General features: G+C 53.5%; 25 protein-coding genes. 15 read left to right on the top strand and 10 right to left on the bottom strand.

The window, feature by feature from the left end:
* Positions 1–1,029: group II intron reverse transcriptase/maturase (gene ltrA / locus AJE_RS12500; protein ID WP_237709356.1), on the bottom strand; the 1,029-nt coding region annotated here is incomplete at its 3' end.
* A 542-nt stretch (positions 1,030–1,571) separates the two neighbouring features.
* Positions 1,572–1,784, bottom strand: a complete 213-nt coding sequence (rpmE, locus tag AJE_RS18260) for a 50S ribosomal protein L31 (protein ID WP_008951171.1) — start codon at positions 1,782–1,784, stop codon at positions 1,572–1,574.
* 199 nt (positions 1,785–1,983) lie between these two features.
* Between rpmE and priA the strand changes: the two genes are divergently transcribed.
* The 5 genes from priA (at position 1,984) to AJE_RS12475 (ending at position 7,143) form a co-directional block, all read left to right on the top strand.
* Entirely contained in the window at positions 1,984–4,170 is a 2,187-nt protein-coding gene (gene priA / locus AJE_RS12495; protein WP_039928749.1) for a primosomal protein N', read from the top strand.
* A 127-nt stretch (positions 4,171–4,297) separates the two neighbouring features.
* The gene (locus AJE_RS12490; protein WP_008951169.1) at positions 4,298–4,855 is read left to right on the top strand and encodes an SPOR domain-containing protein; all 558 of its coding nucleotides are present in this window, start codon (positions 4,298–4,300) and stop codon (positions 4,853–4,855) included.
* A gap of 55 nt (positions 4,856–4,910) precedes the next feature.
* Positions 4,911–5,429 carry an ATP-dependent protease subunit HslV gene (gene hslV, locus AJE_RS12485; RefSeq protein WP_008609034.1) on the top strand — a complete coding sequence of 173 codons (519 nt, stop codon included), beginning with the start codon at positions 4,911–4,913 and terminating at the stop codon, positions 5,427–5,429.
* An 11-nt stretch (positions 5,430–5,440) separates the two neighbouring features.
* A complete protein-coding gene (gene hslU / locus AJE_RS12480; RefSeq protein ID WP_008951168.1) occupies positions 5,441–6,772 on the top strand; it encodes an HslU--HslV peptidase ATPase subunit in 1,332 nt (443 codons plus the stop codon).
* Positions 6,772–7,143 carry a gamma-butyrobetaine hydroxylase family protein gene (locus tag AJE_RS12475; RefSeq protein WP_008951167.1) on the top strand — a complete coding sequence of 124 codons (372 nt, stop codon included), beginning with the start codon at positions 6,772–6,774 and terminating at the stop codon, positions 7,141–7,143. Before hslU ends, AJE_RS12475 begins: the two co-directional genes overlap by 1 nt.
* A 10-nt stretch (positions 7,144–7,153) precedes the next feature.
* On the opposite strand, the gene AJE_RS12470 is transcribed toward AJE_RS12475, so the two are convergent.
* A complete protein-coding gene (locus tag AJE_RS12470) occupies positions 7,154–7,678 on the bottom strand; it encodes a phosphatase PAP2 family protein (RefSeq protein ID WP_008609037.1) in 525 nt (174 codons plus the stop codon).
* 187 nt (positions 7,679–7,865) lie between these two features.
* On the opposite strand from AJE_RS12470, the gene rraA reads away from it, so the two are divergent.
* Both rraA and AJE_RS12460 read left to right on the top strand, forming a co-directional pair.
* A complete protein-coding gene (gene rraA / locus AJE_RS12465; RefSeq protein ID WP_008951166.1) occupies positions 7,866–8,351 on the top strand; it encodes a ribonuclease E activity regulator RraA in 486 nt (161 codons plus the stop codon).
* A gap of 3 nt (positions 8,352–8,354) precedes the next feature.
* The gene (locus tag AJE_RS12460) at positions 8,355–9,422 is read left to right on the top strand and encodes a formimidoylglutamase (protein WP_008951165.1); all 1,068 of its coding nucleotides are present in this window, start codon (positions 8,355–8,357) and stop codon (positions 9,420–9,422) included.
* 7 nt (positions 9,423–9,429) lie between these two features.
* On the opposite strand, the gene hutI is transcribed toward AJE_RS12460, so the two are convergent.
* Entirely contained in the window at positions 9,430–10,653 is a 1,224-nt protein-coding gene (hutI, locus tag AJE_RS12455; RefSeq protein WP_008951164.1) for an imidazolonepropionase, read from the bottom strand.
* A 157-nt stretch (positions 10,654–10,810) separates the two neighbouring features.
* Here hutI and hutC point away from each other — a divergent pair, with 157 nt between their 5' ends.
* From hutC to AJE_RS12435, 4 genes are all read left to right on the top strand, one after another.
* Positions 10,811–11,518: a histidine utilization repressor gene (gene hutC / locus AJE_RS12450; RefSeq protein ID WP_008951163.1), complete on the top strand. Its 708-nt coding sequence runs from the start codon at positions 10,811–10,813 to the stop codon at positions 11,516–11,518.
* Between the two features lie 11 nt (positions 11,519–11,529).
* Positions 11,530–13,212 carry a urocanate hydratase gene (hutU, locus tag AJE_RS12445; RefSeq protein WP_008609042.1) on the top strand — a complete coding sequence of 561 codons (1,683 nt, stop codon included), beginning with the start codon at positions 11,530–11,532 and terminating at the stop codon, positions 13,210–13,212.
* Positions 13,213–13,222: 10 nt separating this feature from the next.
* On the top strand, positions 13,223–14,758 hold the full coding sequence (gene hutH, locus AJE_RS12440) for a histidine ammonia-lyase (protein WP_008951162.1): 1,536 nt from the start codon (positions 13,223–13,225) through the stop codon (positions 14,756–14,758).
* Positions 14,759–14,922: 164 nt separating this feature from the next.
* Positions 14,923–16,944, top strand: a complete 2,022-nt coding sequence (locus tag AJE_RS12435; RefSeq protein ID WP_008951161.1) for a methyl-accepting chemotaxis protein — start codon at positions 14,923–14,925, stop codon at positions 16,942–16,944.
* On the opposite strand, the gene AJE_RS12430 is transcribed toward AJE_RS12435, so the two are convergent.
* Genes AJE_RS12430 through AJE_RS12415 form a run of 4 tightly spaced genes read right to left on the bottom strand, consistent with a single transcriptional unit; the run spans position 16,941 to position 20,054 of the window.
* Positions 16,941–17,762 (bottom strand): NAD(P)H-binding protein, encoded by an 822-nt coding sequence (locus AJE_RS12430; protein WP_008951160.1) that lies wholly within the window; start codon positions 17,760–17,762, stop codon positions 16,941–16,943. The two genes, AJE_RS12435 and AJE_RS12430, sit on opposite strands and share 4 nt — an antisense overlap.
* A 4-nt stretch (positions 17,763–17,766) precedes the next feature.
* On the bottom strand, positions 17,767–18,669 hold the full coding sequence (locus tag AJE_RS12425; RefSeq protein WP_008951159.1) for a bifunctional GNAT family N-acetyltransferase/hotdog fold thioesterase: 903 nt from the start codon (positions 18,667–18,669) through the stop codon (positions 17,767–17,769).
* Positions 18,669–19,109 carry a D-aminoacyl-tRNA deacylase gene (gene dtd, locus AJE_RS12420; protein WP_008951158.1) on the bottom strand — a complete coding sequence of 147 codons (441 nt, stop codon included), beginning with the start codon at positions 19,107–19,109 and terminating at the stop codon, positions 18,669–18,671. Before dtd ends, AJE_RS12425 begins: the two co-directional genes overlap by 1 nt.
* Before the next feature lie 3 nt (positions 19,110–19,112).
* Complete coding sequence (locus AJE_RS12415) at positions 19,113–20,054, bottom strand: virulence factor BrkB family protein (RefSeq protein ID WP_237709355.1); 942 nt, start codon at positions 20,052–20,054, stop codon at positions 19,113–19,115.
* Between the two features lie 173 nt (positions 20,055–20,227).
* Here AJE_RS12415 and AJE_RS12410 point away from each other — a divergent pair, with 173 nt between their 5' ends.
* Positions 20,228–20,923, top strand: coding sequence for a pirin family protein (locus tag AJE_RS12410; protein WP_008951156.1), 696 nt, complete (start codon positions 20,228–20,230; stop codon positions 20,921–20,923).
* Positions 20,924–20,927: 4 nt separating this feature from the next.
* Here AJE_RS12410 and AJE_RS12405 read toward each other — a convergent pair whose 3' ends face one another.
* Positions 20,928–21,596, bottom strand: coding sequence for a flagellar brake domain-containing protein (locus AJE_RS12405; protein WP_008951155.1), 669 nt, complete (start codon positions 21,594–21,596; stop codon positions 20,928–20,930).
* A gap of 231 nt (positions 21,597–21,827) precedes the next feature.
* On the opposite strand from AJE_RS12405, the gene AJE_RS12400 reads away from it, so the two are divergent.
* The 3 genes from AJE_RS12400 (at position 21,828) to AJE_RS12390 (ending at position 24,198) form a co-directional block, all read left to right on the top strand.
* Positions 21,828–22,274 carry a DoxX family protein gene (locus tag AJE_RS12400; RefSeq protein WP_008951154.1) on the top strand — a complete coding sequence of 149 codons (447 nt, stop codon included), beginning with the start codon at positions 21,828–21,830 and terminating at the stop codon, positions 22,272–22,274.
* A 69-nt stretch (positions 22,275–22,343) separates the two neighbouring features.
* Positions 22,344–23,225, top strand: coding sequence for a LysR family transcriptional regulator (locus tag AJE_RS12395; RefSeq protein WP_008951153.1), 882 nt, complete (start codon positions 22,344–22,346; stop codon positions 23,223–23,225).
* 55 nt (positions 23,226–23,280) lie between these two features.
* A complete protein-coding gene (locus AJE_RS12390) occupies positions 23,281–24,198 on the top strand; it encodes a pirin family protein (protein ID WP_008951152.1) in 918 nt (305 codons plus the stop codon).
* 3 nt (positions 24,199–24,201) lie between these two features.
* On the opposite strand, the gene AJE_RS12385 is transcribed toward AJE_RS12390, so the two are convergent.
* Positions 24,202–25,584, bottom strand: coding sequence for an ATP-binding protein (locus tag AJE_RS12385; RefSeq protein ID WP_008951151.1), 1,383 nt, complete (start codon positions 25,582–25,584; stop codon positions 24,202–24,204).
* Positions 25,585–25,602 lie beyond the last annotated feature (18 nt).

Genomic DNA, 25,602 nt, shown 5'->3' with positions numbered 1-25,602 from the left:
ACTGATAACCTTTGCCACTGACTTTGAGCCGTTTCCTGTCGTCAGACTTCGGATTTTATCTTTCAGCCTGTCTACACTGCTTGGCGCAATTTTCAGTCGCACGACCTGGTGCTTGGTGAAGCTATATCCCAGGAACTTGCGCTCCCAGGGCCTGGCGACTGCACTTTTCTGCTCATTCACCTGCAGCTTCAATGTTTTCTCTAAGAATTCACCGATGCTGCAAAGCACCTGCTCGCCTGCCTTTTGACTACTGACATAGATGTTGCAGTCATCCGCATAGCGGCAGAAGCTATGTCCGCGCCGTTCAAGCTCCTTGTCCAGTTCGTCCAGCAGGATATTTGATAACAGTGGTGACAGCGGTCCGCCTTGTGGCATACCCTTATCACGTTTTAACACACCCTGCTCATCTACCATTTCTGCTTCCAGATATCGGCGGATGAGTTTGAGTAACCGGTCATCTTTGATGATTCGGGCTAACCTCGACATCAGGATGTCGTGGTCTACCCGGTCAAAGAACTTCTCTAAATCCATATCCACAACCCAGCGTTTGCCGCTATGGATGTACTGCTGCGCTTGGCGCACAGCTTGCCATGCATTGCGGTTTGCTCTGAAGCCATAACTGGAGTGTGAGAAGCCGGGCTCAACGTGAGGCGTGAGCACTTGCGCTATCGCTTGCTGGATGAGTCTGTCCACTACGGTCGGTATACCCAGTGTCCTTATCCCGCCATTTGGCTTGGGAATATCGACTTTGCGTATCCTCCGTGGCAGATAGCTACCCGTTATCAGTGCTTCTCTGACACTTGGCCAGTGTGCTTTCAGCCATGGCTTTAATGCCGATACACTCAGGTTATCAACCCCTGCTGCACCCTTGTTTTCCACCACTCGCTGATACGCCAGCATCAGGTTATCTCGGGTTATCACCGCTTCCATCGTCAGCGGTACTTCCGCTTTCGTTCGCCCATTGGCCGCCGTGTTAATTTCAGCACCATAATGCCGCGTCGGCGAATTCTGTTCGCATCTGCTATTCATGGCCGCAGTTTCCTGCGCTTGTGCATCATCAATCAGCATCGAGGTCCAATGTCCTAATCGCGGTTAAACATGTTCAGCCCTTCATGCTGTTGGTTTCAGCACTACTACGGCCTCGGCTGACTTCTGATGGCCCATCCCAACACCTTCCGATGTTAGTAGCACTTTGGCAGACCATCAGACCTCCCGGGGTAATTCGCGCGACCTTCCTGCTTATGCCTGTCGGCTTTACGTTGCAGCATTCCATGCAAGTATTGGGCTTTAGTGATAATGGCCACCTTACCCTGCTACAACGCCTAAACCGCTTCCTGTTCGTCAGGCCAGCATTTTGCTTTCAGCTTCCTTCAGATCCTACCTCACGATAGGCACCCTTGCCGTTCAGCTAACACTTCCCCTTGCCGGGTGTGTAGAGGACTTTCACCTCCAAGTCACCTGCTAACCACCACAGTCAGCAGATAGCGCCGGTCAAGGCGCTGCGCGCCATGCCCGGCGCACCATAAAAAAAAACCGGAGCCTGGCTCCGGTTTTTTCGTACTCGCTGCCGATTAACGGCTGCCCAGTACCGAGAAACGCTTTTTGAAGCGGTCTACACGACCACCAACATCCAACACTTTCTGCTTACCGGTATAGAACGGGTGGCAAGCTGAGCAAACGTCCAGGTGGATGTCTTTGCACAGAGCTGAACGGGTTTTGAAGGTATTACCGCAAGTACAGGTTGCAGTAATTTCTTTGTATTCCGGGTGGATACCTGGTTTCATGGGTTACCTCGTTAGGCCGTATCGCCATCTGGTCGCATTTTTTATCGCCAGACACCATACGTAATTACAGTTAATTTAGGGCGCGTAGCTTAATAGATAGCCGCTGAAGTTGCAACCAGAAAACCAGAAAAGCACAGATTTTTGTTTTACTTGGCAAGGCGCACGCGCTTCCTTAAACTTAACCCCTGATTTTGTTGCTATGGAAGCTGCTGTGACTGCGATCCGCGTTGCCCTGCCCGTACCCTTGCGCCAGCATTTTGATTACCTGTTACCGCCTGAACTTGAGGTGAGCATAGGCTGCCGGGTGCGGGTGCCCTTTGGTAAACGTGAACTGGTGGGGATTGTCTGGCAATTAGCGGTTAAACCCGACGTTAGTGAGCAACAACTTAAACCGGTGCTTGCCGTGATCGACCAGACGCCGGTCTTGCCAGCTTTACTGCGCCAACTTCTTAGCTTCGCTGCAGATTACTATCACCATCCACTGGGGGAGGTCCTCACGGCCGCCTTACCCGCACTGTTGCGTGAAGGCCGCCCACTCGCTGACTACCTGCCCCGTGCGTACCGACTGACCGACAGCGGTAAAGCCGCTAACCCGCAAAGCTTCTCACGCTCGGCTAAACAGGCAGAACTGTGGCAGGCCCTGACAACACAAGCGCTGGATGAAGCGACCGTCAAAAGCCACTACAGCGGCAGTGCGCTGAAGCAATTAATGGCCAAGGAGCTGGTCGAGTCGTTCCAAACCGAGATCGCGCCCTATCACTATCAGGGCCTAGCCGAGCCTGCGTTGCAATTAACCGCCGATCAGGCTCTGGCAGTAACCGCTGTTAATCAGGCCCAGGGCAGCTTCCGGCCCTTTTTGCTGGAAGGTGTCACCGGCTCCGGCAAAACCGAAGTCTACCTGCAGCTAATCCCCTCCCTGCTGGAGCTTGGTCAGCAAATACTGGTATTGCTACCGGAAATTGGCCTGACCCCACAAACGCTGGAACGCTTTAGCAAACGTTTCCGGGCCCCGGTACTGGTCTGGCATTCAAATTTAAGTGACGGCGAACGCCTTAACTGCTGGCTGCAAGCGGCCAGTGGCAGCGCAGCTGTGGTAATAGGTACCCGCTCGGCACTGTTTTTACCTTTTCGCAAGCTCGGACTCATTATTATTGACGAGGAACATGACCTGTCACTAAAACAGCAAGACGGCTTTCGTTATCACGCCCGGGATCTGGCGATTAAGCGCGCAGCACTGGAGTGTTGTCCGATCCTGCTTGGCTCGGCCACGCCGAGTCTCGAGTCACTGTATAACTGTCAGCAAGGTCGTTTTACCAAGCTGACACTGACAGCCCGCGCCAGTGGTCAGGCGATGCCGCAGCTGGAGCTGGTTGATCTGAAGCAACAGGTTTTACAATACGGACTGGCCGCACAAAGTATTCAACAAATGCAGCAACAGCTGAAACTGGGCAAACAGGTGATGCTGTTCTTAAATCGTCGCGGTTTTGCACCGGCTCTCAGCTGTCAGGATTGCGGCTGGTTGACCGAATGTCAGCGTTGTAGTGCTTTTACCACTTACCATAAACATAGCCGGCAGTTGGTCTGCCATCACTGCGGTGCTACCCGGGCCGTACCACGACAATGCGGCGGCTGTGGCAGTACCCGGCTGGCGCCGGTCGGTCAGGGTACCGAGCAACTGGAAGAGCATCTGAGTGTGTTGTTTCCAGAGGTTCCGGTAACGCGGCTTGACCGTGACAGTACCCGGCGTAAAGGTGCTTTCGCCAGCCTGTTAGCCGAAATTCAGCAACCTGGCCCCAGATTGATTTTGGGAACCCAGATGCTGGCTAAAGGCCATCATTTCCCCTTTGTTACTCTGGTGGTGATTGTCGACGTCGATGGCGCCCTGTATAGCGCCGACTTTCGTGCTCCTGAGCAACTGGGGCAGTTGCTGACCCAGGTTGCCGGCCGGGCCGGTCGTGGCCATGATAAAGGCAAGGTGTTACTGCAAACCCAACATCCGGAACACGCCTTGCTGCAGGACATCATGCTAAACGGTTATGCCGCCTTTGCCCGCAGTGCCCTGCTGGAGCGCCAGCAAACCCTGTTACCCCCCTGTCAGTATATGGCGCTATTCAGAGCAGAAGCCCATCAGAGTGAGCTTTGCCAGCAGTGGCTACAGCAGGTTGCCAGCTACTGTCAGCAGCAACCTCAGGTTCAACAGCTCGGCCCTCTGTTATCGCCGCTGGAACGCCGGGCAGGTAAATACCGCTGGCAATTACACCTCTATGCCGCACAACGGCCGCTGCTGCATCAACTGCTAAGTCAGGTTTTAGCAGAGGTATCGCAATGGCCGCTGAGCCGTAAAATCAAATGGCAGCTCGATGTCGATGCGCTGGATTTAAGTTAAGCCGCGAAAACCAGTGACTGCAGCGCCACGGCTTGTTTTGGTAACAGATCGGAGCTGCGTTATTTCCTTTTCTGCCGATCCGGGTAGAATACAGTGTGATTAGAAAAACAGGTAATTGATAAGTCGTATGCCACAAAAAGATTATGTGCGCGCCACCCGTCCGAAAGCACCCGCTAAAGGTCAGGCCAGAGGCAGTCGCGCCAAGGCGCCGGCGGCCAGTAATAAGCCCTGGCTGCTAATTGCGCTTACCTTGCTAACACTTAGCGTCTTTGTCTATGGTCTGTGGTTTTTAAAGCAACAACCGGTCAGTAGCAGTCAACCTGCAGCGGCACCGGTTAAGGCGCCGGCGAAAGATGAGTTACCGCCCAAACCGCAATCTGAGCCTTACCAATATATTAAAGAATTGGAAAACCGCGAAATTACGGTCGAAGTCCCCGAACAGCAACGTAGCGTGCCGGCGGTGTTACAGTGCGGCTCTTTCCGCCAGCAAGGCCAGGCTGAACAGATGAAAGCACAAATTGCCTTTGCCGGCATTACTGCCGATGTCAGACGTACCGAAGGCAGCAACGGCGTCTGGTTCCGGGTGGTAGTAGGCCCTTATGAATCGCGCCGGGCCGCCACTGCCGATATGAACCGATTACGGCAAATGGGGATTAATACCTGTCAGGTCCGTAACTGGACTTGAAAAACCCGGCTGTCCCCCTTACTTAAGCCCTATGTTTTCGCCATAGGGCTTTTTTATGACTACTATCGTCTCTGTTCGCCGCAATGGCCATGTTGCCATCGGTGGTGATGGCCAGGTCTCGCTGGGTAATACCGTAATGAAGGGTAATGCCCGCAAGGTTCGCCGCCTCTATCACAATAAGGTACTGGCCGGTTTTGCCGGCGGCACCGCTGATGCCTTTACCCTGTTCGAACGCTTCGAAGCCAAGCTGGAAATGCATCAGGGCCACTTAATGCGTGCCGCCGTTGAACTGGCGAAAGACTGGCGTACCGATCGTATGCTGCGTAAGCTGGAAGCCCTGTTAGCCGTGGCCGATGCCAATACCTCACTGATCATTACCGGTAATGGTGATGTGGTGCAGCCAGAGCATGATTTGATTGCCATTGGCAGTGGTGGCCCCTTTGCCCAGGCAGCCGCCACCGCTTTGTTACAAAATACTGAGCTCAGCGCCCGCGATATCGTGGAAAAAAGCCTGAAAATTGCCGGTGATATCTGTGTCTACACCAATCACCACCAGACTATTGAAGAATTGTAAGCAGGTAGCCCATGTCTGATATGACCCCAAGAGAAATAGTCCACGAGCTGGATCGCCATATTATTGGCCAGAACAAAGCCAAACGGGCTGTCGCCATCGCGCTGCGTAATCGTTGGCGCCGCATGCAATTAGATCCGGCGCTGCGCCAGGAAGTGACGCCAAAAAATATTCTGATGATAGGCCCTACCGGTGTCGGTAAAACCGAAATTGCCCGTCGCCTTGCCAAGCTGGCGAACGCGCCCTTTATTAAAGTCGAAGCGACCAAGTTTACCGAAGTCGGTTATGTCGGTAAGGAAGTGGAAAGTATTATCCGTGATCTGACAGACAGCGCGGTAAAGATGTTTCGCGAACAGGCCATTGCCAAAAACCGCTTTCGGGCCGAAGAAGCCGCGGAAGAGCGGATCCTCGATGCGCTGTTACCCAAACCCAAAGACGCCTGGGGCGAGCCGGAAAAAGCCAGCACCGACTCTAATACCCGGCAGATCTTCCGCAAAAAACTGCGTGAAGGCCAGTTAGATGACAAAGAAATCGAACTGGAACTGTCGCAGGGGCCTATTGGCGTAGAAATTATGGCGCCGCCGGGGATGGAAGAGATGACCTCGCAATTGCAGAGCATGTTCCAGAGCCTGGGCAGTGAGAAAAAGAAAAAACGTAAGTTGAAAATTAAAGATGCCTTTAAGCAGCTGATTGAAGAAGAGGCCGCCAAACTGGTCAATCCGGAAGAGCTGAAAGCCGAAGCGCTGGAGGCAGTAGAGCAAAATGGTATCGTGTTTTTGGATGAAATTGACAAAATCTGTAAGCGCGGCGAAACCAGCGGCCCTGACGTGTCACGCGAAGGTGTACAGCGTGACCTGCTGCCATTAATCGAAGGCTGCACGGTAAATACCAAGCATGGTATGGTCAAAACCGACCATATCCTGTTTATCGCCTCAGGTGCCTTCCAGATGAGCAAGCCGTCGGATCTGGTGCCTGAACTGCAAGGCCGGTTACCGATCCGCGTCGAGCTGGAAGCCTTAACCGCCGCCGATTTTGAGCGTATTCTGACGGAGCCCAAGGCGTCATTAACCGAGCAGGCGCGTGCGATGCTGGCGACTGAGGGTGTACAAATTCAGTTTACCGAAGATGGCATTAAACGTATCGCTGCCGCGGCGTTTCAGGTTAATGAAACCACTGAAAATATCGGCGCCCGGCGGCTGTATACGGTGATGGAGCGGTTGCTGGAAGAAATTTCCTACGATGCCGCCGACCATACCGGGCAACAAATTGCCATTGATGCGGCCTATGTTGAGCAGCATCTGGGTAGCCTGGTGCAGGATGAAGATCTGAGCCGGTTTATTCTGTAATGGCGACAGCACTGGTAAAACTGCATTACCACCGGCAACGGCGGATCCTGGATCTGCTGGATGCCGCGGGGCAGTGCCAGAGTTTAAGTGCGGAATTTCTGCGGGTGCATTCGCCATCCGCCGAAGTGCGTGGCCATGGCACACCACGGCTGGTCGCCAATAAGCGGCAGGTTGGGATCAGCGCCATCACCCCTGTTGGTCATTACGCGGTAAAATTGCAGTTTGACGATGGCCATCACACCGGCCTCTATAGTTTTGCCTACCTGCAACAACTGGCCAGCCAGCAGGAAACCCTATGGCAGCAATATCTGGCGCGGCTAAAAGCTGCCAATGCCAGTCGCGCCCCCCTGATCAATATTAAAAGCCTGTGACACCGCCTGCTCAGAGCAGCTTTGCTGCGCTGTAGCAGGAGGCAACGCCAAGGCTGATCCCAGCCAGGATATCCAGCGGAAAGTGCACACCCAGCATAATGCGCGACAAACCAACTAATAGCCCCCACAGTAACACTAACCAGAAACAGGCCGGAAAACAGAGCGCAACCGCTGTTACCACCACAAAGGCCGCAGCAGTATGCCCGGATGGCAGGCTAAAGGTATCAGAGGGTACGATATGCGCTACCACCGGGTGCAGCCTGACCGCCTGCTGCGGTCGCATCCGCCGGATAGTGTTTTTTAACAACAGATACAACGGCAGCTCTATCGCAAACGCCAGCAATAATAGCCGGGTAAACTGCCAACTATCTGCTACCTCAAGCACCAGCAGCAGTAGCACCAGTAATAAATACAGTGGACCATCGGCCGTTTTCGATATCCAGTAACTGCCGCGCGACAGCAGCAGCGAGGAGCTCCTGGCGAACAGCCGGCAGAAAAAAGCATGGTCCCAGTATTCCAGTCGTTTTAGCAACATGACAGTGATCCTGTTGTGCAATAACTAACCGGATACTAAGCAAGCTTAATGACGAAAAAATGACAGCGACGATTAAAAGTGCTGCCGCCCGCTGCGGCGCTGGCGCCAAAAGGCGATAAGTTCCGCTTGAGCTTATATGTCAGCGGGTTATACTGAGCACACCCCTTCTTCTGGTATGGAGTTAACCGTGGAATATAATACGTCTGAACTGTGCGATCTGTATGCGGATCAGGTTGATGTCGTTGAACCGATTTTTGCAAACTACGGCGGCCGCCGCTCCTTTGGCGGACAAATCCATACTGTTAAATGTTTTGAGGATAATGGCCTGATCCGTCAGGTACTGGCTGATAATGGCATTGGCAAGGTATTGCTGATTGACGGCGGCGGTTCGGCCCGGCGTGCGCTGATTGATGCCGAACTGGCCTCGCTGGCGGCCACCAATGGCTGGGAAGGCATTGTTTGCTATGGCAGTGTGCGCGATCTGGATGCCCTGGAAGACTTTGATATCGGTATTCAGGCGGTGAATGCCATTCCGATTGGTGCTGACGATAATGGTTTTGGTGAAACCGAGGTGCCGGTGAATTTTGCCGGTGTTACCTTCCTGCCGGGCGACCATTTGTATGCCGACAGCACGGGCATCATTCTGTCACCGGATGCGTTGGATCTCGAATAAGCTATGGCAGCAGTGCAGTATTTAACTAAGGCGCATCTAAGCGCCTTTTTTCAACCCCGTCCGGGTGAAAGCCGTCTGGCAGAACAATGCCAACTGCCGGATCCGACATTGGACCTAGCTGCGAATTTAGCCCGCCATGCCGCAACGGGCGGCCAGTTTGTGTTGCTGGGCATTCCCGAGGATATCGGCCCACGGGCCAACTGTGGCTTGCCCGGTGCCACCTTGGGCTGGCAGGCATTTTTAAGCAAATTTCTCAATCTGCAGGCAAACAGCTTACTGGATGCGCAGCAGCTGTTAGTGCTGGGTGAAGTCAGCTGTGCCGATTTACAGCAGCAGAGCAGCAACCTGAACGCCGCTCATGCCGCGGAGCTGATGCAACTCCGGCAACTCTGTGCTGAGCTGGATGAGCGGGTTGGTGCGGCGGTCGCGCCGATTTTTGCTGCCGGTCTTACCCCCATAGTAATTGGTGGCGGTCATAATAATGCACTGCCGCTGTTACAGGCACTCTACAGCTATACTGGTCAGGCTGCCAACTGTATCAATATTGATCCCCATGCCGATTTTCGTGCGCTGGAAGGCCGCCATAGCGGTAACGGTTTTAGCTATGCGATGGAGAAGCAGCTACTGCAGCATTATCTGGTGCTGGGCCTGCACCAGCAAAAAAATAATGCCGCCAGCCTGGCAGCACTGTCGGCTGCCGGTGCCGATTTTATCAGCTACCAGCAGATTTTTGTCCGCCAACAGCTAAGCTGGCAGCAAGCGCTGGATCTGGCCTGCGATAAAGTGCTTAGCGCCCATACGCCGCTGGCACTGGAGCTGGATACTGATGCCATTACCGCCATGCCGGCCAGTGCGCTGAATTACAGTGGTATCAGTGTGGCGCAGGCAGAGCAGGCGGTGTATCAAATCGCCCGTTTACCCGCTACCGCCTACCTGCATCTGGCCGAAGCCGCGCCGGCGCAACATCCCTCAGGTGTTAGCGCCGGGCTTAACCATTGTGGGCAGGTACTGAGCCAGCTGGTGCAGGCCTTTATTCTCGGCAAACAACGCCAGGCTGCTGTGGTGGAATAAATACCTGTTATGATAGCCGGCACAGACTGCCGGCTATCACCAGTTGTTTTAACGGCGCTACCCCAAACTGATAGCACAGCTCAGCCGGCTGAGTTATCGCATAACAGCCAAAGTCTGCCCGCATACCTGCTTGCAGTTGCCCCCGATCTTTCAGCCCCAGCGCAGTTGCAGCATGGCGGGTGACGCCGAGCAGGGCTTCTTCCGGGGTTAAACGAAACAGCGTGCAGGCCATATTCAGCATCAACTGCAAAGAACAAAACGGCGAGGTGCCGGGATTCAGATCGCTGGCAACCGCCATCGGGACCTGATATTGCCGCAGCAGCGCCAGTGGCGGCAGCTGGGTTTCACGCAGAAAATAATAGGCCCCCGGCAACAATACCGCGACAGTACCGGCTTTCGCCATCGCCGCCACACCGGCTTCATCCAGATATTCAACATGATCGGCCGATAAACCGCCAAACTCAGCCACCAGCGCACTGCCGCCCAGATTCGATAACTGCTCGGCATGGGCTTTTACCGGCAGACCTAGCGCCGTTGCCGCCGCAAACACCTTGCGACTTTGCGCCACACTAAAACCAATGCCCTCACAGAAGATATCTACGGCATCCACTAAGCCGAGCTGCTGCAACGTCGGCAACATCTGACACACCGCCTCGATATAGCCATCGGCATTATCTTTAAATTCCGGCGGTAACGCATGCGCGCCCAAAAAGGTTTTGATAATACTGGCCGGATGATGCTGCTCCAGCAAAGCCGCCACTTCTAACAGCTTTTGTTCACTGGCTAAATCCAGACCATAGCCGGATTTGATTTCAACCGTGGTCACTCCTTCCCGCAGCAGCGCATTTAAGCGATCTTTACCCAGCTTAAACAATGCTTCTTCACTGGCGTCGCGGGTTGCCCGAACGGTACTGGCAATGCCGCCGCCGGCCGCGGCAATTTGCTGATAACTGGCTCCTTGCAGACGCAGCTCAAACTCATTGGCGCGGTTACCGGCATACAACAAATGGGTATGGCAATCGATCAAACCAGGCAGCAGCCACTGCCCCTGCACATCATAAAGGGGTGTCACCAGGCTATCAAAAGGCGGCAGGTCGGCCTGAGGCCCGGCATAGGCAATCAGCCCATCCTTAACCGCCAATGCCCCCTGCTCAATAGCACCATAGGGGCTGCCGTTATCCGTCATCGTCGCCAGCTTCGCATTTAGCCATACCGCATCAAAGTCTGCCATTCTGTGCTCCTGTTTACCGCGGCGGTGCTCCGTAGCCGCGGTGTCATGCTGTTTAACCACTTTGCAAATAGTCTAACCGAAAAACTTGTATATACAACCAAGATCCGCTATTTTTACCACATCACTGCGTAACCCTTGCTAACAGGTCAGCCTCGCTATGGCGAAATTTGCCGAAATTAAAGAATTTATGCTGCGCCAGATCGAAAGCGGCGCCTGGCCGGAACATAGCCGGGTGCCATCGGAAAATGAATTGGCAGAGCAGTTCTCCGTCAGCCGGATGACGGCCCGGCGCGCGTTACAGGAACTGACCGAACAGGGCATCCTGTATCGCACCCAGGGCGTCGGTAGCTTTGTTGCCGCGTTAAAATCGCAATCCTCGTTGCTGGAAATCCGCAATATTGCCGATGAGGTGCAAAGCAGTGGCCATGCCTACCGCGCTAAGTTGTTACAGCTCACCGAACTGCCTTGCCCGACTATTGTGGCGACGGCTTTGGGGTTAAAACGCAATGAGCCGGTATTCTTCTCGCTGATCGTGCATTACTCCGATGCTCTTCCGCTGCAACTGGAAGCGCGTTATGTCAACCCGAAACAGGTGCCGCTGTATACCCAACAGGACTTTCAGGAAATCACCCCGCATCTCTATTTAAGCCAGATCGCACCGCTGACCGAAGCCGAGCATATAGTTGAAGCTATCTGGCCGGATGATTTTACCTGCCAGCAGTTGCTGCTGAAAAAACCCGAACCCTGCCTGCGTCTGACCCGCCGCACCTTTAGCCGTGACGGCGCGGTCAGCCTGGCTTATTTAACCTCTCCCGGCAGTCGTTACCGGCTGGGAGGCCACCTTAACTTTGCCCTACCCCGCTAACCGAGGTTGCTATGAACGATAACCGCATTGATAAAAGCCGGGTGATCCGCGCCCCCCGTGGCAGCCAAATCACCGCTAAAAGCTGGCAAACCGAAGCCGCCAAACGCATGCTGATGAATAATCTGGATCCGGAAGTGGCCGAACATCCCCAAGCGCTGGTGGTGTACGGCGGTATTGGCCGTGCCGCCCGCAACTGGGCCTGCTTTGATAAAATCGTCGAAGTACTGGACCGGCTGGAAGATAACCAAACCCTGCTGGTACAAAGCGGGAAACCGGTTGGCGTGTTTCCGACGCATCCGGATGCGCCACGGGTACTGATCGCCAACTCGAATCTGGTGCCGGCCTGGGCCAACTGGCAGCACTTTAACGAGCTGGACCGCAAAGGCCTGATGATGTACGGCCAGATGACGGCCGGCTCCTGGATCTATATCGGTACTCAGGGCATTGTGCAGGGGACTTATGAGACCTTTGTCGCCATTGCCAAACAACATTTTGCCGGCAAGGCAGCAGGCAAGTGGATCCTGACCGGCGGCCTCGGTGGCATGGGCGGCGCCCAGCCACTGGCCGCGACGATGGCGGGCTTTCATATGCTGGCCTGTGAAGTGGATGAAAGCCGCATCGATTTCCGGCTTAAGACCCGCTATCTGGATCAAAAAGCCTACTCGCTGGATGAAGCTTTGGCTATGTTAGAACAAGCCAAAGCCAGCGGTAAACCGACCTCAATCGGCTTGCTGGCCAATGCGGCCGACGTGTTTAGCGAGCTGGTGGCCCGCGGTATCACGCCGGATGTGGTCACCGATCAAACCTCGGCGCATGACCCGCTGAATGGCTATCTGCCACAGGGTTGGACGCTGGAGCAGGCGAAAGCCAAACGTACGGAGGATGAAGATGCAGTGGTCGCGGCCGCTAAAGCCTCAATGGCCGTACAGGTAAAAGCCATCTTAACTATGCAGCAGCGCGGTGCGGTAGCAACTGACTATGGTAATAATATCCGCCAGATGGCAAAGGATGTTGGCGTAGCTAATGCCTTTGATTTCCCTGGCTTTGTACCCGCCTATATCCGGCCACTGTTTTGTCAGGGCATTGGCCCCTTCCGCTGGGTAGCGCTGTCTGGCGATCCGCAAGATATCTATAAAACCGATGCCAAGGTAAAAGAGCTGATCCCGGACGATCCGCACCTGCATAACTGGCTGGATATGGCGCGTGAACGCATTCAATTTCAGGGCTTGCCAGCACGGATTTGCTGGATCGGCTTAAAAGATCGCGCCCGCATTGCGCTGGCCTTTAATGAGATGGTGAAAAACGGCGAACTCTCAGCCCCCATTATTATTGGCCGCGATCATCTGGACTCCGGCTCCGTTGCCAGCCCGAACCGCGAAACCGAAGCCATGCTGGATGGCTCAGATGCAGTATCGGATTGGCCATTACTAAACGCCCTGCTTAATACCGCCGGTGGCGCCACCTGGGTATCGCTGCATCATGGGGGTGGTGTGGGTATGGGTTACAGCCAACACAGTGGTGTGGTGATCCTGGCTGATGGTACCGAGCAGGCTGCCGCCCGCTTAAGCCGGGTGCTGTGGAATGATCCGGGCACAGGCGTGATGCGCCATGCCGATGCCGGTTACGCCATTGCTGTTGATTGCGCCGAAGAACAAGGCCTTGACTTGCCGATGATTAATCGCACTGCTAACTAGAGAAACGATCATGACTTATGCCCTACATTTAACGCCAGGTAAACTCTCACTGGCCCAATTACGTGCCGTGCAGCAAGGCCCGGTCACGGTGACACTGGATCCAGCTGCGATCCCGGCTATCGAAAAATCGGCTGCTTGTGTCGCCGATATTATTAAGCAAAACAAAGTGGTGTACGGTATTAATACCGGCTTTGGCCTGCTGGCCAATACCCGCATCAAGCATGAAGAGCTGGAACTGTTACAGCGCTCCATCGTATTATCGCACGCCGCCGGTTTTGGTCAGTTTATGGCCGACAGCACAGTGCGGCTAATGATGGTACTGAAAATTAACTCCCTGGCACGTGGCTTCTCTGGCATCCGTTTAAGCGTGATCCAGCTGCTAATTGACATGGTCAACGCCGGGCTTTATCCGTGCATTCCGGAAAAAGGCTCAGTCGGCGCCTCTGGTGATTTGGCACCGCTGGCGCATATGGTGCTGCCACTGATTGGCGAAGGTGAAATCTGTTATCAGGGCCAAATCTATGATGCAAAAGAAGCCTTAGCCCTGGTCGGTTTACAGCCGCTGACGCTGGCGGCCAAAGAAGGTCTGGCGCTGTTAAATGGCACCCAGGCTTCTACGGCTTTGGCATTGGAAGGTTTGTTCCGGGCCGAAGATCTGTTTGCCGCCGGTAGTGTGGTTGGCGCGTTAAGCGTGGAAGCCGCCCTGGGTAGCCGCGCGCCCTTTGACCCGCGTATTCATCTGGCTCGTGGCCAGCAAGGGCAAATTGACGCAGCCGCCATTTACCGACACCTGCTGCAAGATAGCTCAGAAGTCGGCCAATCGCATAAAGATTGCGAAAAGGTGCAGGATCCCTACTCGCTGCGCTGCCAGCCACAGGTAATGGGCGCCTGCTTAACACAAATCCGTCAGGCAGCCGCAGTGTTAGCGGTAGAAGCCAATGGTGTTACCGACAACCCGCTGGTATTTGCCGACGATGGCGATATCTTATCCGGCGGTAACTTCCATGCCGAGCCGGTGGCGATGGCCGCCGATAATCTGGCACTGGCGATTGCCGAAATTGGAGCCTTGTCGGAGCGGCGGATGGCGCTGTTAATTGATGCCAGCTTAAGTAAGCTACCCGCGTTTTTAGTGCCGAATGGCGGCGTGAATAGCGGCTTTATGATTGCGCAGGTCACAGCAGCGGCGTTGGCGTCGGAAAATAAATCCTTGGCGCATCCGGCCTCAGTGGATAGCCTACCGACATCAGCTAACCAGGAAGACCATGTGTCGATGGCCACCTTTGCCGCCCGCCGGCTGGCCGATATGGCCGAGAATACCACCGGCGTGCTGGCGGTAGAGTATCTGGCGGCAGCGCAAGGGCTGGATTTTCGTGCGCCGCTAAAAACCACGCCCTTACTGGAACAGGCCAAAGCCATCCTACGCGAGCAGGTAGCGTTTTATGATCAGGACCGCTATTTCGGCCCGGATATCGAGCGGAGCGCTAACTTACTGCGCGATGGCGCGCTGAATGCGCTGGTACCGGGCGGACTGCTCTGTAGTTTCTGACGCTTCTCAAAATAGCCCGGCACGCCGGGCTTTTTTAGCTAATTCGCCTCGTCATTTCCCTTTTCACTGGCTAGACCAGTGACCCAAAACCTGCTAACGTAAATCTGCGTGCCAGACGCTCAAAAATCACTATACTAAAATCTGGCCAGACAGGGGCTTACGCTATGAAGTTAACCGTTGCGCATAAAGTCATTATCGGCTTTGGCTTTATCACCCTCCTTTTACTGATCGCCAGTGTATCGGCTCTAAGCAGTTTTCGCAGTGTCACTACCGCCAATACCCAAATGAACGAATTGGCCGTACCGGCGCAACAACAAAGCAATCAGGCACAAATCCTGTTATTGCAGCTGGCCCGTCTGACCGCGTCCGGCTTTACGGCCGAGCAACAAGCCGATATTGAGCGATATCAGCAGAACTTCAATCAGCAACAACAGGCATTTAATCAATTGTTGGGCCAGTTTCAACAGTTAAATCTGGGCGGCGAGCTGCAGCAAAGTCTGAATAGTGCCACCGAACATGCCAACCGTTACACTGAGGCGTCCAGCACAATGTTTGGCGCCCGCCTGAGCAGTTTACGGCTGCAACAACAGCTGAGCACTGAGCTGGCCCGGCTGGAAACCCTGCTCGATGAAGCCGGCGCCGCCCTGATTGAACTGTCAGAGCTGGAATTACCGCGCAATCGCCAAACTGCAGAAATTATTGCCGGCACCGCCGGCCGCTTAGACGGTCAGTTGGTTGGTCTGGTGAATACGCTGCGGGAAACTGCAGCCTATAGCGAGTACAGCCAGTTGGAGCGCAATCAGGATAACGTTAGCTTTGCGCTCAGCGATATGCAGGTTAATGTCGATTATCTGGCGCAATTAGCCGAGTCAATTAATACCGATGGCCTGTGGCAGAATTTTGCTATGCACTGGCAGGAGTTAAATGATGCGCTCGGTGCAGAGCCTAATTTACTGACCTTAAAGCAACAACAACTCAGTGCCTTGCAGCAAGCCCGTAATGCCCTGAATACCGCGGAACAACAAGTCGGGCTGGCGCTGGAACTGCTGGATCAGGTGGTTAACGCAGCCGGGCTGCGCTTTAGTACCCTGCAACAACAAACCTCCGGCGCCCTCAGCTCCGGTAGTACCCGAACCTGGTTTATGATGCTGGTGCTGGTCGTACTGGCGGCGACCACCGCCTATTTTACTATTAGCGCGATGTTAAAACCGCTGGCTGGGATTAACCATGTGCTGGGCTATATCGCGCAGGGCGATCTGACCCGCAAGCTCCATATCGAACAGCAAGATGAATTTGGTGCCTTGTCGGAAAAGGTCAATAGCCTGATCAATGCCTTAAGTGGCTTACTGACCAATATCCAGCAAAATGCCACTGCCCTGAGCAGTACGGCGCAGCGTTCCACCACTGCGGTCGGCGAGATCAACCAGTCGCTGCATGCCCAGCAGCAGCAAATCGGTAGCGTAAATCAAATTACTGAGCAACTGGCAGAAAATACCCAGGCGGTCGCAATCCACGCCGCTGATGCCGGTGAAGCCATGCAGCAGGCCTTGCAGCAAAGCCAGCAAATCAGTCAACTGGCGGGGGCCAACAACCAGCGTATTAATAAGCTGGCACAGCAACTGGTTAGCACCAGCCAGATCATGAATAAGGTCGATGATCAGTCAACCAATATCGGCAGTATCCTGACCACTATCAGCGCCATTGCGGAGCAAACTAACCTGCTGGCACTCAATGCCGCCATTGAAGCGGCGCGTGCCGGTGAGCAAGGCCGTGGCTTTGCCGTGGTCGCCGATGAGGTACGCTCACTGGCCGGACGCACCCAGCAGGCCACCAGTGAAATCCGGCAGATGATTGAACATTTGCAACAACAAAGTCAGCAGGCGGTCGCCGCAGTATTAACCGGTAAACAGGAAGCCGAACAGTGTGTGACGACCATGACGGAACTGGTTGCCTCCCTGACCGCAGTCACAGAGGCGATTTCCGCCACGCTGCGGATCAGCAGTGCCGTCAATCAGGCCAGTCAAAGCCAGCAACAACTCGGGCAGGCTATCAATGACCGGATGCACGAAATTGTTGGCCTGGCGCAGCAAAGTGCCACTCAGGCCGAACAAACGATGAGCGAAAGTCAGGAAGTGGCCCGCCTGGCACAACAACTGACTGAGGGCGCGGCCCGGTTTAAAATCTAATTGCAGAGCGGCAAAGCGGTGCGGGGATCGGCAAACTGAAAGCTAAAATCCGCATCCTCGATAAAGCGCTGGCTGCACACCTGGCGGGCAGGCTCGATCGCCACGGCACTCAAATCAATACTGGCCGCGGTCAACCCCAGGCTCTCAGCTGCCGCCTGATAGAATTCGGCTTTTGTCACGTGCTGCGGCGAGCTCAGGTTATAACAGGCTGCGGGTAAGGGCCAACGGCTAAAGATCTGCAGCACAGCCGCTGCCACATCGGCACTATGCACCATATTGACCGGCTGCATCGCACCGCTAACGGCTCTGCCCTGAACAAAGCGACCGGGATGCCGAGCCGGCCCCATTAAGCCGGATAAGCGCAAGGTCAGCCAGCTACCCTGCTGTTGCAGTGCCTGCTCACCGGCTGCCAACAAGGCTACCCGTGGCTGAGTCAGTTGCAGCCCGGCCCGCTCGTTAACGACGCCACTGAGCCCCTGATAAATACCGGTTGAGCTAATATGGATCCCGCCCTTTATCCCTGCAGCCTGAGCTAACTGCGCCAGTTGCTGCAGTACCGGCGGATAATCCGACGCCCCACCTTGCCGGCCTCCGGGTGGAATAGTGCAAATTAGCCAGGCATCCTGAAAAAGTGCCAGCTGTGCATCGGACCAGGGCGGCTGGAAATCCAGCACTATGCCTTGGATCGGTGCCGGCAATGCCTCTGCTGAGGCTTGCGTGCGCCGGCTGCCAAAAACCTGATAACCCGCGGCAGCCAGCACCGGCGCAAGTTGTTGCCCCAGCCAACCACAGCCAATAATCAGTACTTTTTCTGCCATAAAGTTACTCCGGCAATACCGCATATAAGCCGCTAAACTCGGCGCAAAGCTCACCCTCAGCAAACAGCTGGACATTGATTTGCTGTTTTACCCGCTTGCCTGCGGCTAATGGCGTTAGATCACCAGATACGGCCGCAACTTTACACACTGCGGTGGGTTGGCTGCGAATGGGTTTCAGGTAGCGGATATTGGCATCGGCCAGCACCTGTGCGCCATGCAGGCCCAGACTCTGTAACTGTAAATACAGCATGCCCCAGCCGGTTAACGTCGCCAGCGTATAGATACTGCCGGCGAACATGGTCTGGTGCAGATTAATATTGGGTGGCAGCGGCGCCGTACATTGCAGCTGATAACCATCACATTGTTCGATCTGCAATTGCATATAGGCACTGAGCGGAATAGTGCGGTGCCAGGTTTGTTGCAGACTTTGGCACCATTGTTGCCAGTCTGCTGGACTACCGGCCAAACAGAGTTGTTTTTGCATCCGTTGATGCGTAATACCAAACTGGGTCGGCGCTGCTGCAACGACCCGATACCCCTGACGCTGATAAAACGCCAGCGCGCTGTCACGAGCATTTAGTATGATATATTTCATCCCCAGCTGCACGGCCTGTTGCTCCAGCGCCTGTAAAATTCGGCTACCGGCGCCTTTGCCCTGCCATGACTCAGCGACCGCCATATAGCGGACCTGAGCAGTGTCACTATCAACTTGATGTAAACGCCCGACAGCCGCGACCTGCCCTTGTGGATCCAGTAGCATCTGATGAAAGCTGCTTTGCTCCAACTCATCCTGCTCTGAACCCGGCGGTTGCTGCCAGGGTGCGCGCAGCACCTGCCAACGCAGCTGATAATAGGCCTGCCACTGTGCCGGAGTTTGCGGACTGATCAGGGTTAAGGTTTTTGCCATTAGCGGCTCTCCAGCATAAAAGTAACGGGGCCGTCGTTAGTCAGACTAACCTGCATATCGGCGGCAAACTGGCCGGTTGCAACCTTAAGCCCCAGCTCACGGCAGTACGTGCAAAATGCCTGATAATATTGCTCGGCCAGCGCCGGTGCCGCGGCGGGCGTAAAGCTGGGACGCAGACCGGATTGGGTATCCGCCGCCAGGGTAAATTGAGACACCACCAGCAAGGCTCCACCTGCCTGCTGTACATTCAGGTTCATCTTACCGTTGTCATCACTAAATACCCGGTAACGGCAAACTTTCTCAGCCAATTTACGCAGATCGGCTTCGCTATCCCCGGCTTCAACCGCCAATAACACCAATAAACCCCGTTCGATTGCGCCAATTGTGCTGCCGGCGACCTCAACTTTGGCCTGACTGACTCTTTGAATTAATGCTTTCATTGACTACTCTGTTTCAGCTGCAACTGATTTGTCCGCACGCTGCGGCACCGGACAAACTTCATCTTCCCGACACTCCCCCGCTTCCCGCTGTTGTAGTAAGGCGGTGAGTTCCGCTCCCAGCAATACCACCATCCAGGATAAATGGATCCAGACAAACAAAATAGGTAACAGCGCCAGGGCACCATAAATCGTCTGATAAGTCGGAAAGTTTGTGACATAAAAGGCAAAGCCCCGCTTGGATAACTCAAACAGCACCATCGCCAATAAGGCGCCCCAAAGTGCATGTTTAACCCGGACTTTAAGGTTGGGCACAACCAGATATAAAATAAAAAAGGCTGCCAGTGACATCAGATAAGGCACCACCCCCAGCACCAGGGTTGAGAAACCCGGCGTATAGTCGTCCGCAAAGGTACTTAGCCTGACCAGATAAGAGGTTACGCCAATCGACAGCCCAAACAGGATGGGGCCCAACGTCAGAATCATCCAGTAAATTGAAAACGAGATAATTAAACGTGGCCGGCTGGTGACCCGCCAGATTTTATTTAGCGTTTTATCAATATTGTGAATAAGCAATAAGGCAAAAAACACCAGCGCCAGAATGCCGATCGCCGTCATACCGCCGGTATTACCGATAAAACGCGTAATATAAGCCTGGATCTCTTCACCGCGGGAGGGGATTACATTGGCGTAAATAACAGACTCCAGGTTCGCCTGAAACTCGGCAAACATCGGAAAAGCACTTAACATTGAAAACATCACGGTGACCAGCGGCACCAGCGACAGTAAGGTGACATAAGCCAGATATCCACCAATCATTGAGATCTGATCTTGTTGACACCGTTGCCAGTAAGCCTGCGTAAATTCCTTGGTTTGTTGCCAATAGTTACGCCACTCGGAAATCTGCATCCCGCCCTCGCTTTCCCCATCCACATTGGGGCTAAGCATAACGGAAATGCAAAGCCGACTCTACTTTTGCCCGTTCAATGGTGGCGAATGGTTCTTATTAAACGAACATATCATCATATTAAATTCTATATATTCGTTTTAGTGACCTGAGTAAACTAGCAAGCAAGCTTTCGCCGCAGTCAGCGGGCGAAATTAACTTAGCGGAGGTTAGCATGCTAGACGTTATTCGCGCCAACGAACGTGGACGCGCCCACTTTGGCTGGCTAAAAAGCCAGCATACGTTTTCCTTTGGCGATTACTATAATCCGCAGCAAATGGGATTCTCGGCGCTACGCGTGATCAACGATGATGAAGTCGCGCCCGGGGCCGGTTTTAGCACCCATGGGCATCGCAATATGGAAATTATCAGTTATGTGCTGCAAGGGCAAATTGCCCATAAGGACTCAGCAGGTAATGAGGAGATTTTACCGGCTGGCGAATTTCAGCTAATGAGTGCCGGTAAAGGTATTTACCATAGTGAATATAACGCCAGCAAAACAGCGCCACTGAAGTTTCTACAGATCTGGATCGAGCCAAACCAGTTTGATGGCGCCCCGGGCTATCAGCAAAAGGATTTTGGCCGGCAGCCGGGTTTAACCTGGGTCATTACCCCGGATGGCCGGGATGGCACTTTAACTATCAAGCAGGATGCGGCGCTGGCACAGCTGCTACTGGCGGAAAATGACAGCGTGGATTTTCCGCTGCAAACAGGTCGGGCTTATTATCTGCATCTGATCCAGGGGGAGCTGGCTCTCGCCGGGTTAACACTACAACCGGGCGACGGTTTAAAAATTGCGGCCATGGACCAACTACAGGGCCTGGCTACGAAAGGACCTTTGCAGGCCCTATGGTTTGATTTACCAACCTGAACAGTTAGTTTTTTTTAGAAAGCTGCATTAGCTTTTGCAGTGCCCCGTCAGACAAAGGTGTATTAAATTCTAATCCCAAGCGCAATTCACCTTTTGGCCTGGCACTGCGCTTAATCATTGCAGATACTGGCGGTAAGTCAGCCGGTAGTTTCAATATTACTGTCTCGCCACGTCCCATTAATGGTGCACTGTCCCCAAGGGATGCGAGTCCACCTTTGACAGACAAATCAACTAAAGTAGCGTTGAGGATGCTATGCTCTGCATTCTCCAACTGCACCGGAATATGTACCGGATTACGGTTGTCAGCTCGGAGCGACAAATATTGTGTGACCATTGGATAACGGATAATCAACATCCGCTGCGGCTGGCTTACCACATTTAATAACTCTGATTTGAACGCATAGACCCGACCTTGCTCGGCCTCAACCACAAAGCGGCATATCAACCCGGTGTTATGTGACAGCATCTGCTTCGGCAGCACCGGCTCCGAGCTGGACAGTCGCAGGATCAGATACTGCTTTTTTTCATACCCCACCAACTCAGCCCGTAAACGCACGCCGGAATTAACCAGCAGCTGTAGCTCTATCCGCAACCCCAGGGTAAAAGTCTGCCAAAAGGCTGAGTCCTGCGGTATATCATCCAGACTTACCGAGCCCTTATTGTCCAGTTTCATCCATAGCTCTCCGCTAGCCCGCAGTCATTATCTAATATTCTACCAGTAATACCGAACAAGCCCTATACCACTGCAGTCGCAACCAGAAGCACTATAATTCTTTAAATTCGAACATTATATATAAATATATCCTATTTTAAGAAACAAACATTGCAACTATAGTTATCCCAACGACAGCAGTTATCGTCGGCAACCTAAGACATCGTACTTTATAAATTCGAGGACACTCAGATGAGCAAAGCAAAACAGTTATTCCAACAGATCACGCAAACCAACGCCGGCTGGGACGCCCTAGCATTACGGGTACCGGTGGGCATTATCTTCGCCGCCCATGGCGCGCAAAAGCTTTTTGGCTGGTTTGGCGGCTACGGCCTGGAAGGGACCGGCGCCTGGATGGATAGCATCGGTTTAAGCCCAGGCGTGCTAATGGCCTTTTTAGCCGGCGCGGCAGAATTTTTCGGTGGGCTGGCGTTAATTCTGGGCTTACTAACGCGCCCGGCGGCTGCCGCCCTGGCCTTTGCCATGCTGATTGCAATCTTTAGCGTGCATTTTGAAAACGGCCTCTTTATGAGTAACAATGGCTATGAGTTTGGCTTAGCATTACTGGCTGCTAGTGTGTCACTGTTGTTTAGCGGTGCCGGTAAAATCTCTCTGGACCGCTGGTTAAGTCGCAAGTAATAAAACTCAGCCAGTCTGTCGGTAACGACAGACTGGCTCTCGCTTTTTCCGTTCTTACAGGAGTATAAGATGGCGCGTTCAACACTGGAGCAATGGCGGATGTTTAAGGCTGTCGCTGAACATGGTGGTTTTCATCAGGCTGCTGAAGTGGTTTATAAAAGTCAGTCTACTATTCATCATGCAGTGCACAAGCTGGAGCAAACGCTGGATGTGCAATTATTTCAGGTTGAAGGCCGTAAGACATTACTGACTGCTGCGGGTGAACAGCTACTCAGACGAATTAACTTTCTGCTGACCGAAGCCGAGCGGATGGAAAATGTCGCACTGAATTTAAAAGCCGGCGTTGAATCCAGGCTCAGTATTGCGGTGGATGAAGCCTTTCCGCGCGATCTGCTGTATCAAACACTGGCAGCCGTGTCGGCAGAGTATCCGCTGATCCGCATTGAGCTGCTGGAAACTATCCTATCTGGTGCCAACGAGTTACTCAGTCAGGGCAAAGCAGAAATAGCGGTCTCGCCTTTTACGCTGCCGGATAATTTGAGTGAAGATCTGTGCCAGATTGAATTTGTTGCTGTCGCCGGGCCTCAGCATCCGCTGACGCAGCCGCGGCGAGAACTTACGCTGGAGGAGCTGAAAAACTGCCGGCAAATTGTGCTGCGTGATTCAGCACAGCAGCAAAAGAAGGATGTTGGTTGGCTTGGTTCAGAACAACGCTGGACGGTCAGCCATGTTGCAACGTCAATCGAATTATTACGTAAAAACCTGGGCTTTGCCTGGTTGCCACGCCACGCGGTGCAACCCTTTCTCGATAATGGTGAGCTGCTGCCATTACTGCTACCCCGGGGCAGTAGCCGTACCTTTACGTTTTATCTGAACTTTAACGATGCCGATACGCTGGGGCCGGTGGCACGCAGCTTTATCGGGCATCTACGCTATCTGACAAGCTTGTAGTTATGACCAATGTCGCCTAGGCTGGGTAAAACTACGATACTAAGGGAGACTTTTGATGAGTAATGAACAGTTACAAGTCGACGCCGAATGTGAACTGGGACAAAGCTGTCCGGGCATCGCCCTGATTATTGATCCTAAACCTAAAGATCTCGGTGGCTTTACCGTACGCCGCTGTTTACCGGTGCGCGAACAACGTAATGTCGGGCCCTGGATCTTTTTTGATGAAATGGGGCCTGCGCAATTTTCCGCCGGTAGCGGCGTCAATGTCAGGCCACATCCGCATATCAATCTGGCAACGGTAATCTATCTGTTTGCCGGTGAAATTCTACACCGCGATTCGGTTGGCAGTTATCAGCCAATTCAGCCCGGGGATATTAACCTGATGGTGGCCGGGCGTGGTATCGTACATTCCGAGCGCGAGCGACCAGAGATCCAGCGGCAGCCCCACCCTTTGCATGGCTTACAACTCTGGCTGGCGCTACCGGAAGCCGACGAAGAATGTGAACCTGCGTTTTATCATTATCCTGCCGCTCAGATCCCGACGCTGGAATTGGCGGGCGTGCCGGTGCGGGTAATGATTGGTTCCGCTTATGGCGTGACTTCTCCGGTAAAAACCTTTTTTGAAACCCTGTATTTGGAAGCACGGCTACAACAGGGACAGAGCCTTAAACTACCTAATGTTACCGAACGGGCGCTGTACCTGACCCGTGGTGAGTTGGAGCTCAACGGCACCGTGCTTAAGGCGCGGCAACTGGTGGTATTACATCCTGGCGCTGAACTTGAAGTTAAGGCACTTAGCGAGTGTCAGCTGGCATTAATTGGCGGCGAGAGCATTAGTAAACGCTATATCGAGTGGAATTTTGTTTCCAGTCGCAAAGAGCGGATTGAGCAAGCGAAAGCCGACTGGCAGGCCGGCCGTTTCGCCAAGGTGACCGGCGACGAGGAAGAGTTTATTCCTTTACCGGGTAGCTAAGCCTTAAGACTCGGGTGACAAACTACCCAACTTCAAACTAAACCGGGTACCAATACCCGGTTTGGATGCCACTGTTAGTTCACCACCAAGATTTTTTTGCACAATATTATAAACGATAGACAATCCAAGTCCGGTGCCGCCACGACCTCGCCGGGTGGTAAAAAACGGTTCAAAGATCCGCTGCAAATGATCCCGGGGAATACCACAACCGTTATCTGTAAGCTGCAACAACAAGCGTCCATCACTCAAAGCCTGGGTTTCAACCCGGATCCGCGCCCGTTCAACCGCCTGCGGCGGCTCAAAAGCATGAATACAGGCATTGGTTACCAAATTGGTTAACACCTGCGCAATAGCGCCAGGATAAGAGTGCAACACCAAGCCGCTGTTTAGATCCAGTTCCAACTGCACCTCATGTTGTCTGCAAAACGGCAATAAGGTTTGTAAGACGGCCTGGATATAATCATCAATCGCAAACTGATGTAATTCATAGTGCGACTGGTCAACCGCACTTTGTTTAAACTGGCGAATAAGCTCTGCTGCACGGTGCAGGTTGCGCTCGACTAATGCCGTGGAATGCTGTAATTCAGCCAGTGTTTGTTCCAGCTGGACTTTTCCAAGTATGCCGGCATGCACACTATCCGCTAAAGCCGTCAACAGGTAGCTACAATGTGAAATGCCGGTCAGGCCAATGCCGACCGGCGTATTCACTTCATGTGCAATACCAGCAACCAAATTGCCCAGCGATGCCATTTTCTCCGATTCAATCAAGTGTTGCTGGGTTTGCTTCAGCTGATCCAAGGTTTTCTGTAAATGCGCGGTCCGTTCATTGACCAGGCTTTCCAACCGCTCATTGGCATGTTCCAGTTGCAGTTGATAGCGTTGTCGTTCTGCGGCGGCCATGACCCGACCATACAGATCTGACAACACGCCAACAAAGCCGGCATCCTCTTCACTCCAATCCCGGTAGTGCCCGGTCTGCTCACAGCAAATGATACCGATCACCTCACCTTGATAGCGTAACGGCACATCAAGCATCGACCAGATATCAAGCGGAATAAGATAGGATTCAGCAAATTCGCGGGTTGCGTTATCGTTACGAGCATCTTTGGCATTAATCACCCGCTTTTTATCCAACGCCGCGAAGTATTGCGGAAACTGTTGCCGCGTTAACGCAGGTAACTCATTCACACTCAGCTCTTTCGGGCAAATTTGCTGGCAATGCATCGCATCCCGCTTAACATCGTACAGCCAGATACTGGCGCGAGCGATGTCTAAACCATCCAGACATCGCTGCAAAATAGCACTTTCAGCCTGCTCCTTGTTACCACTATCCAATACCGGATCCATCGATAGTGACAGCAGCAAATTATCCTGTAGTTCTTTCATCTGACCTGTTCCAACCCC

The organism is Alishewanella jeotgali KCTC 22429, from assembly GCF_000245735.1.
Lineage (GTDB): Bacteria > Pseudomonadota > Gammaproteobacteria > Enterobacterales > Alteromonadaceae > Alishewanella > Alishewanella jeotgali.
This window is presented reverse-complemented; position numbering and strand designations above follow the sequence as displayed.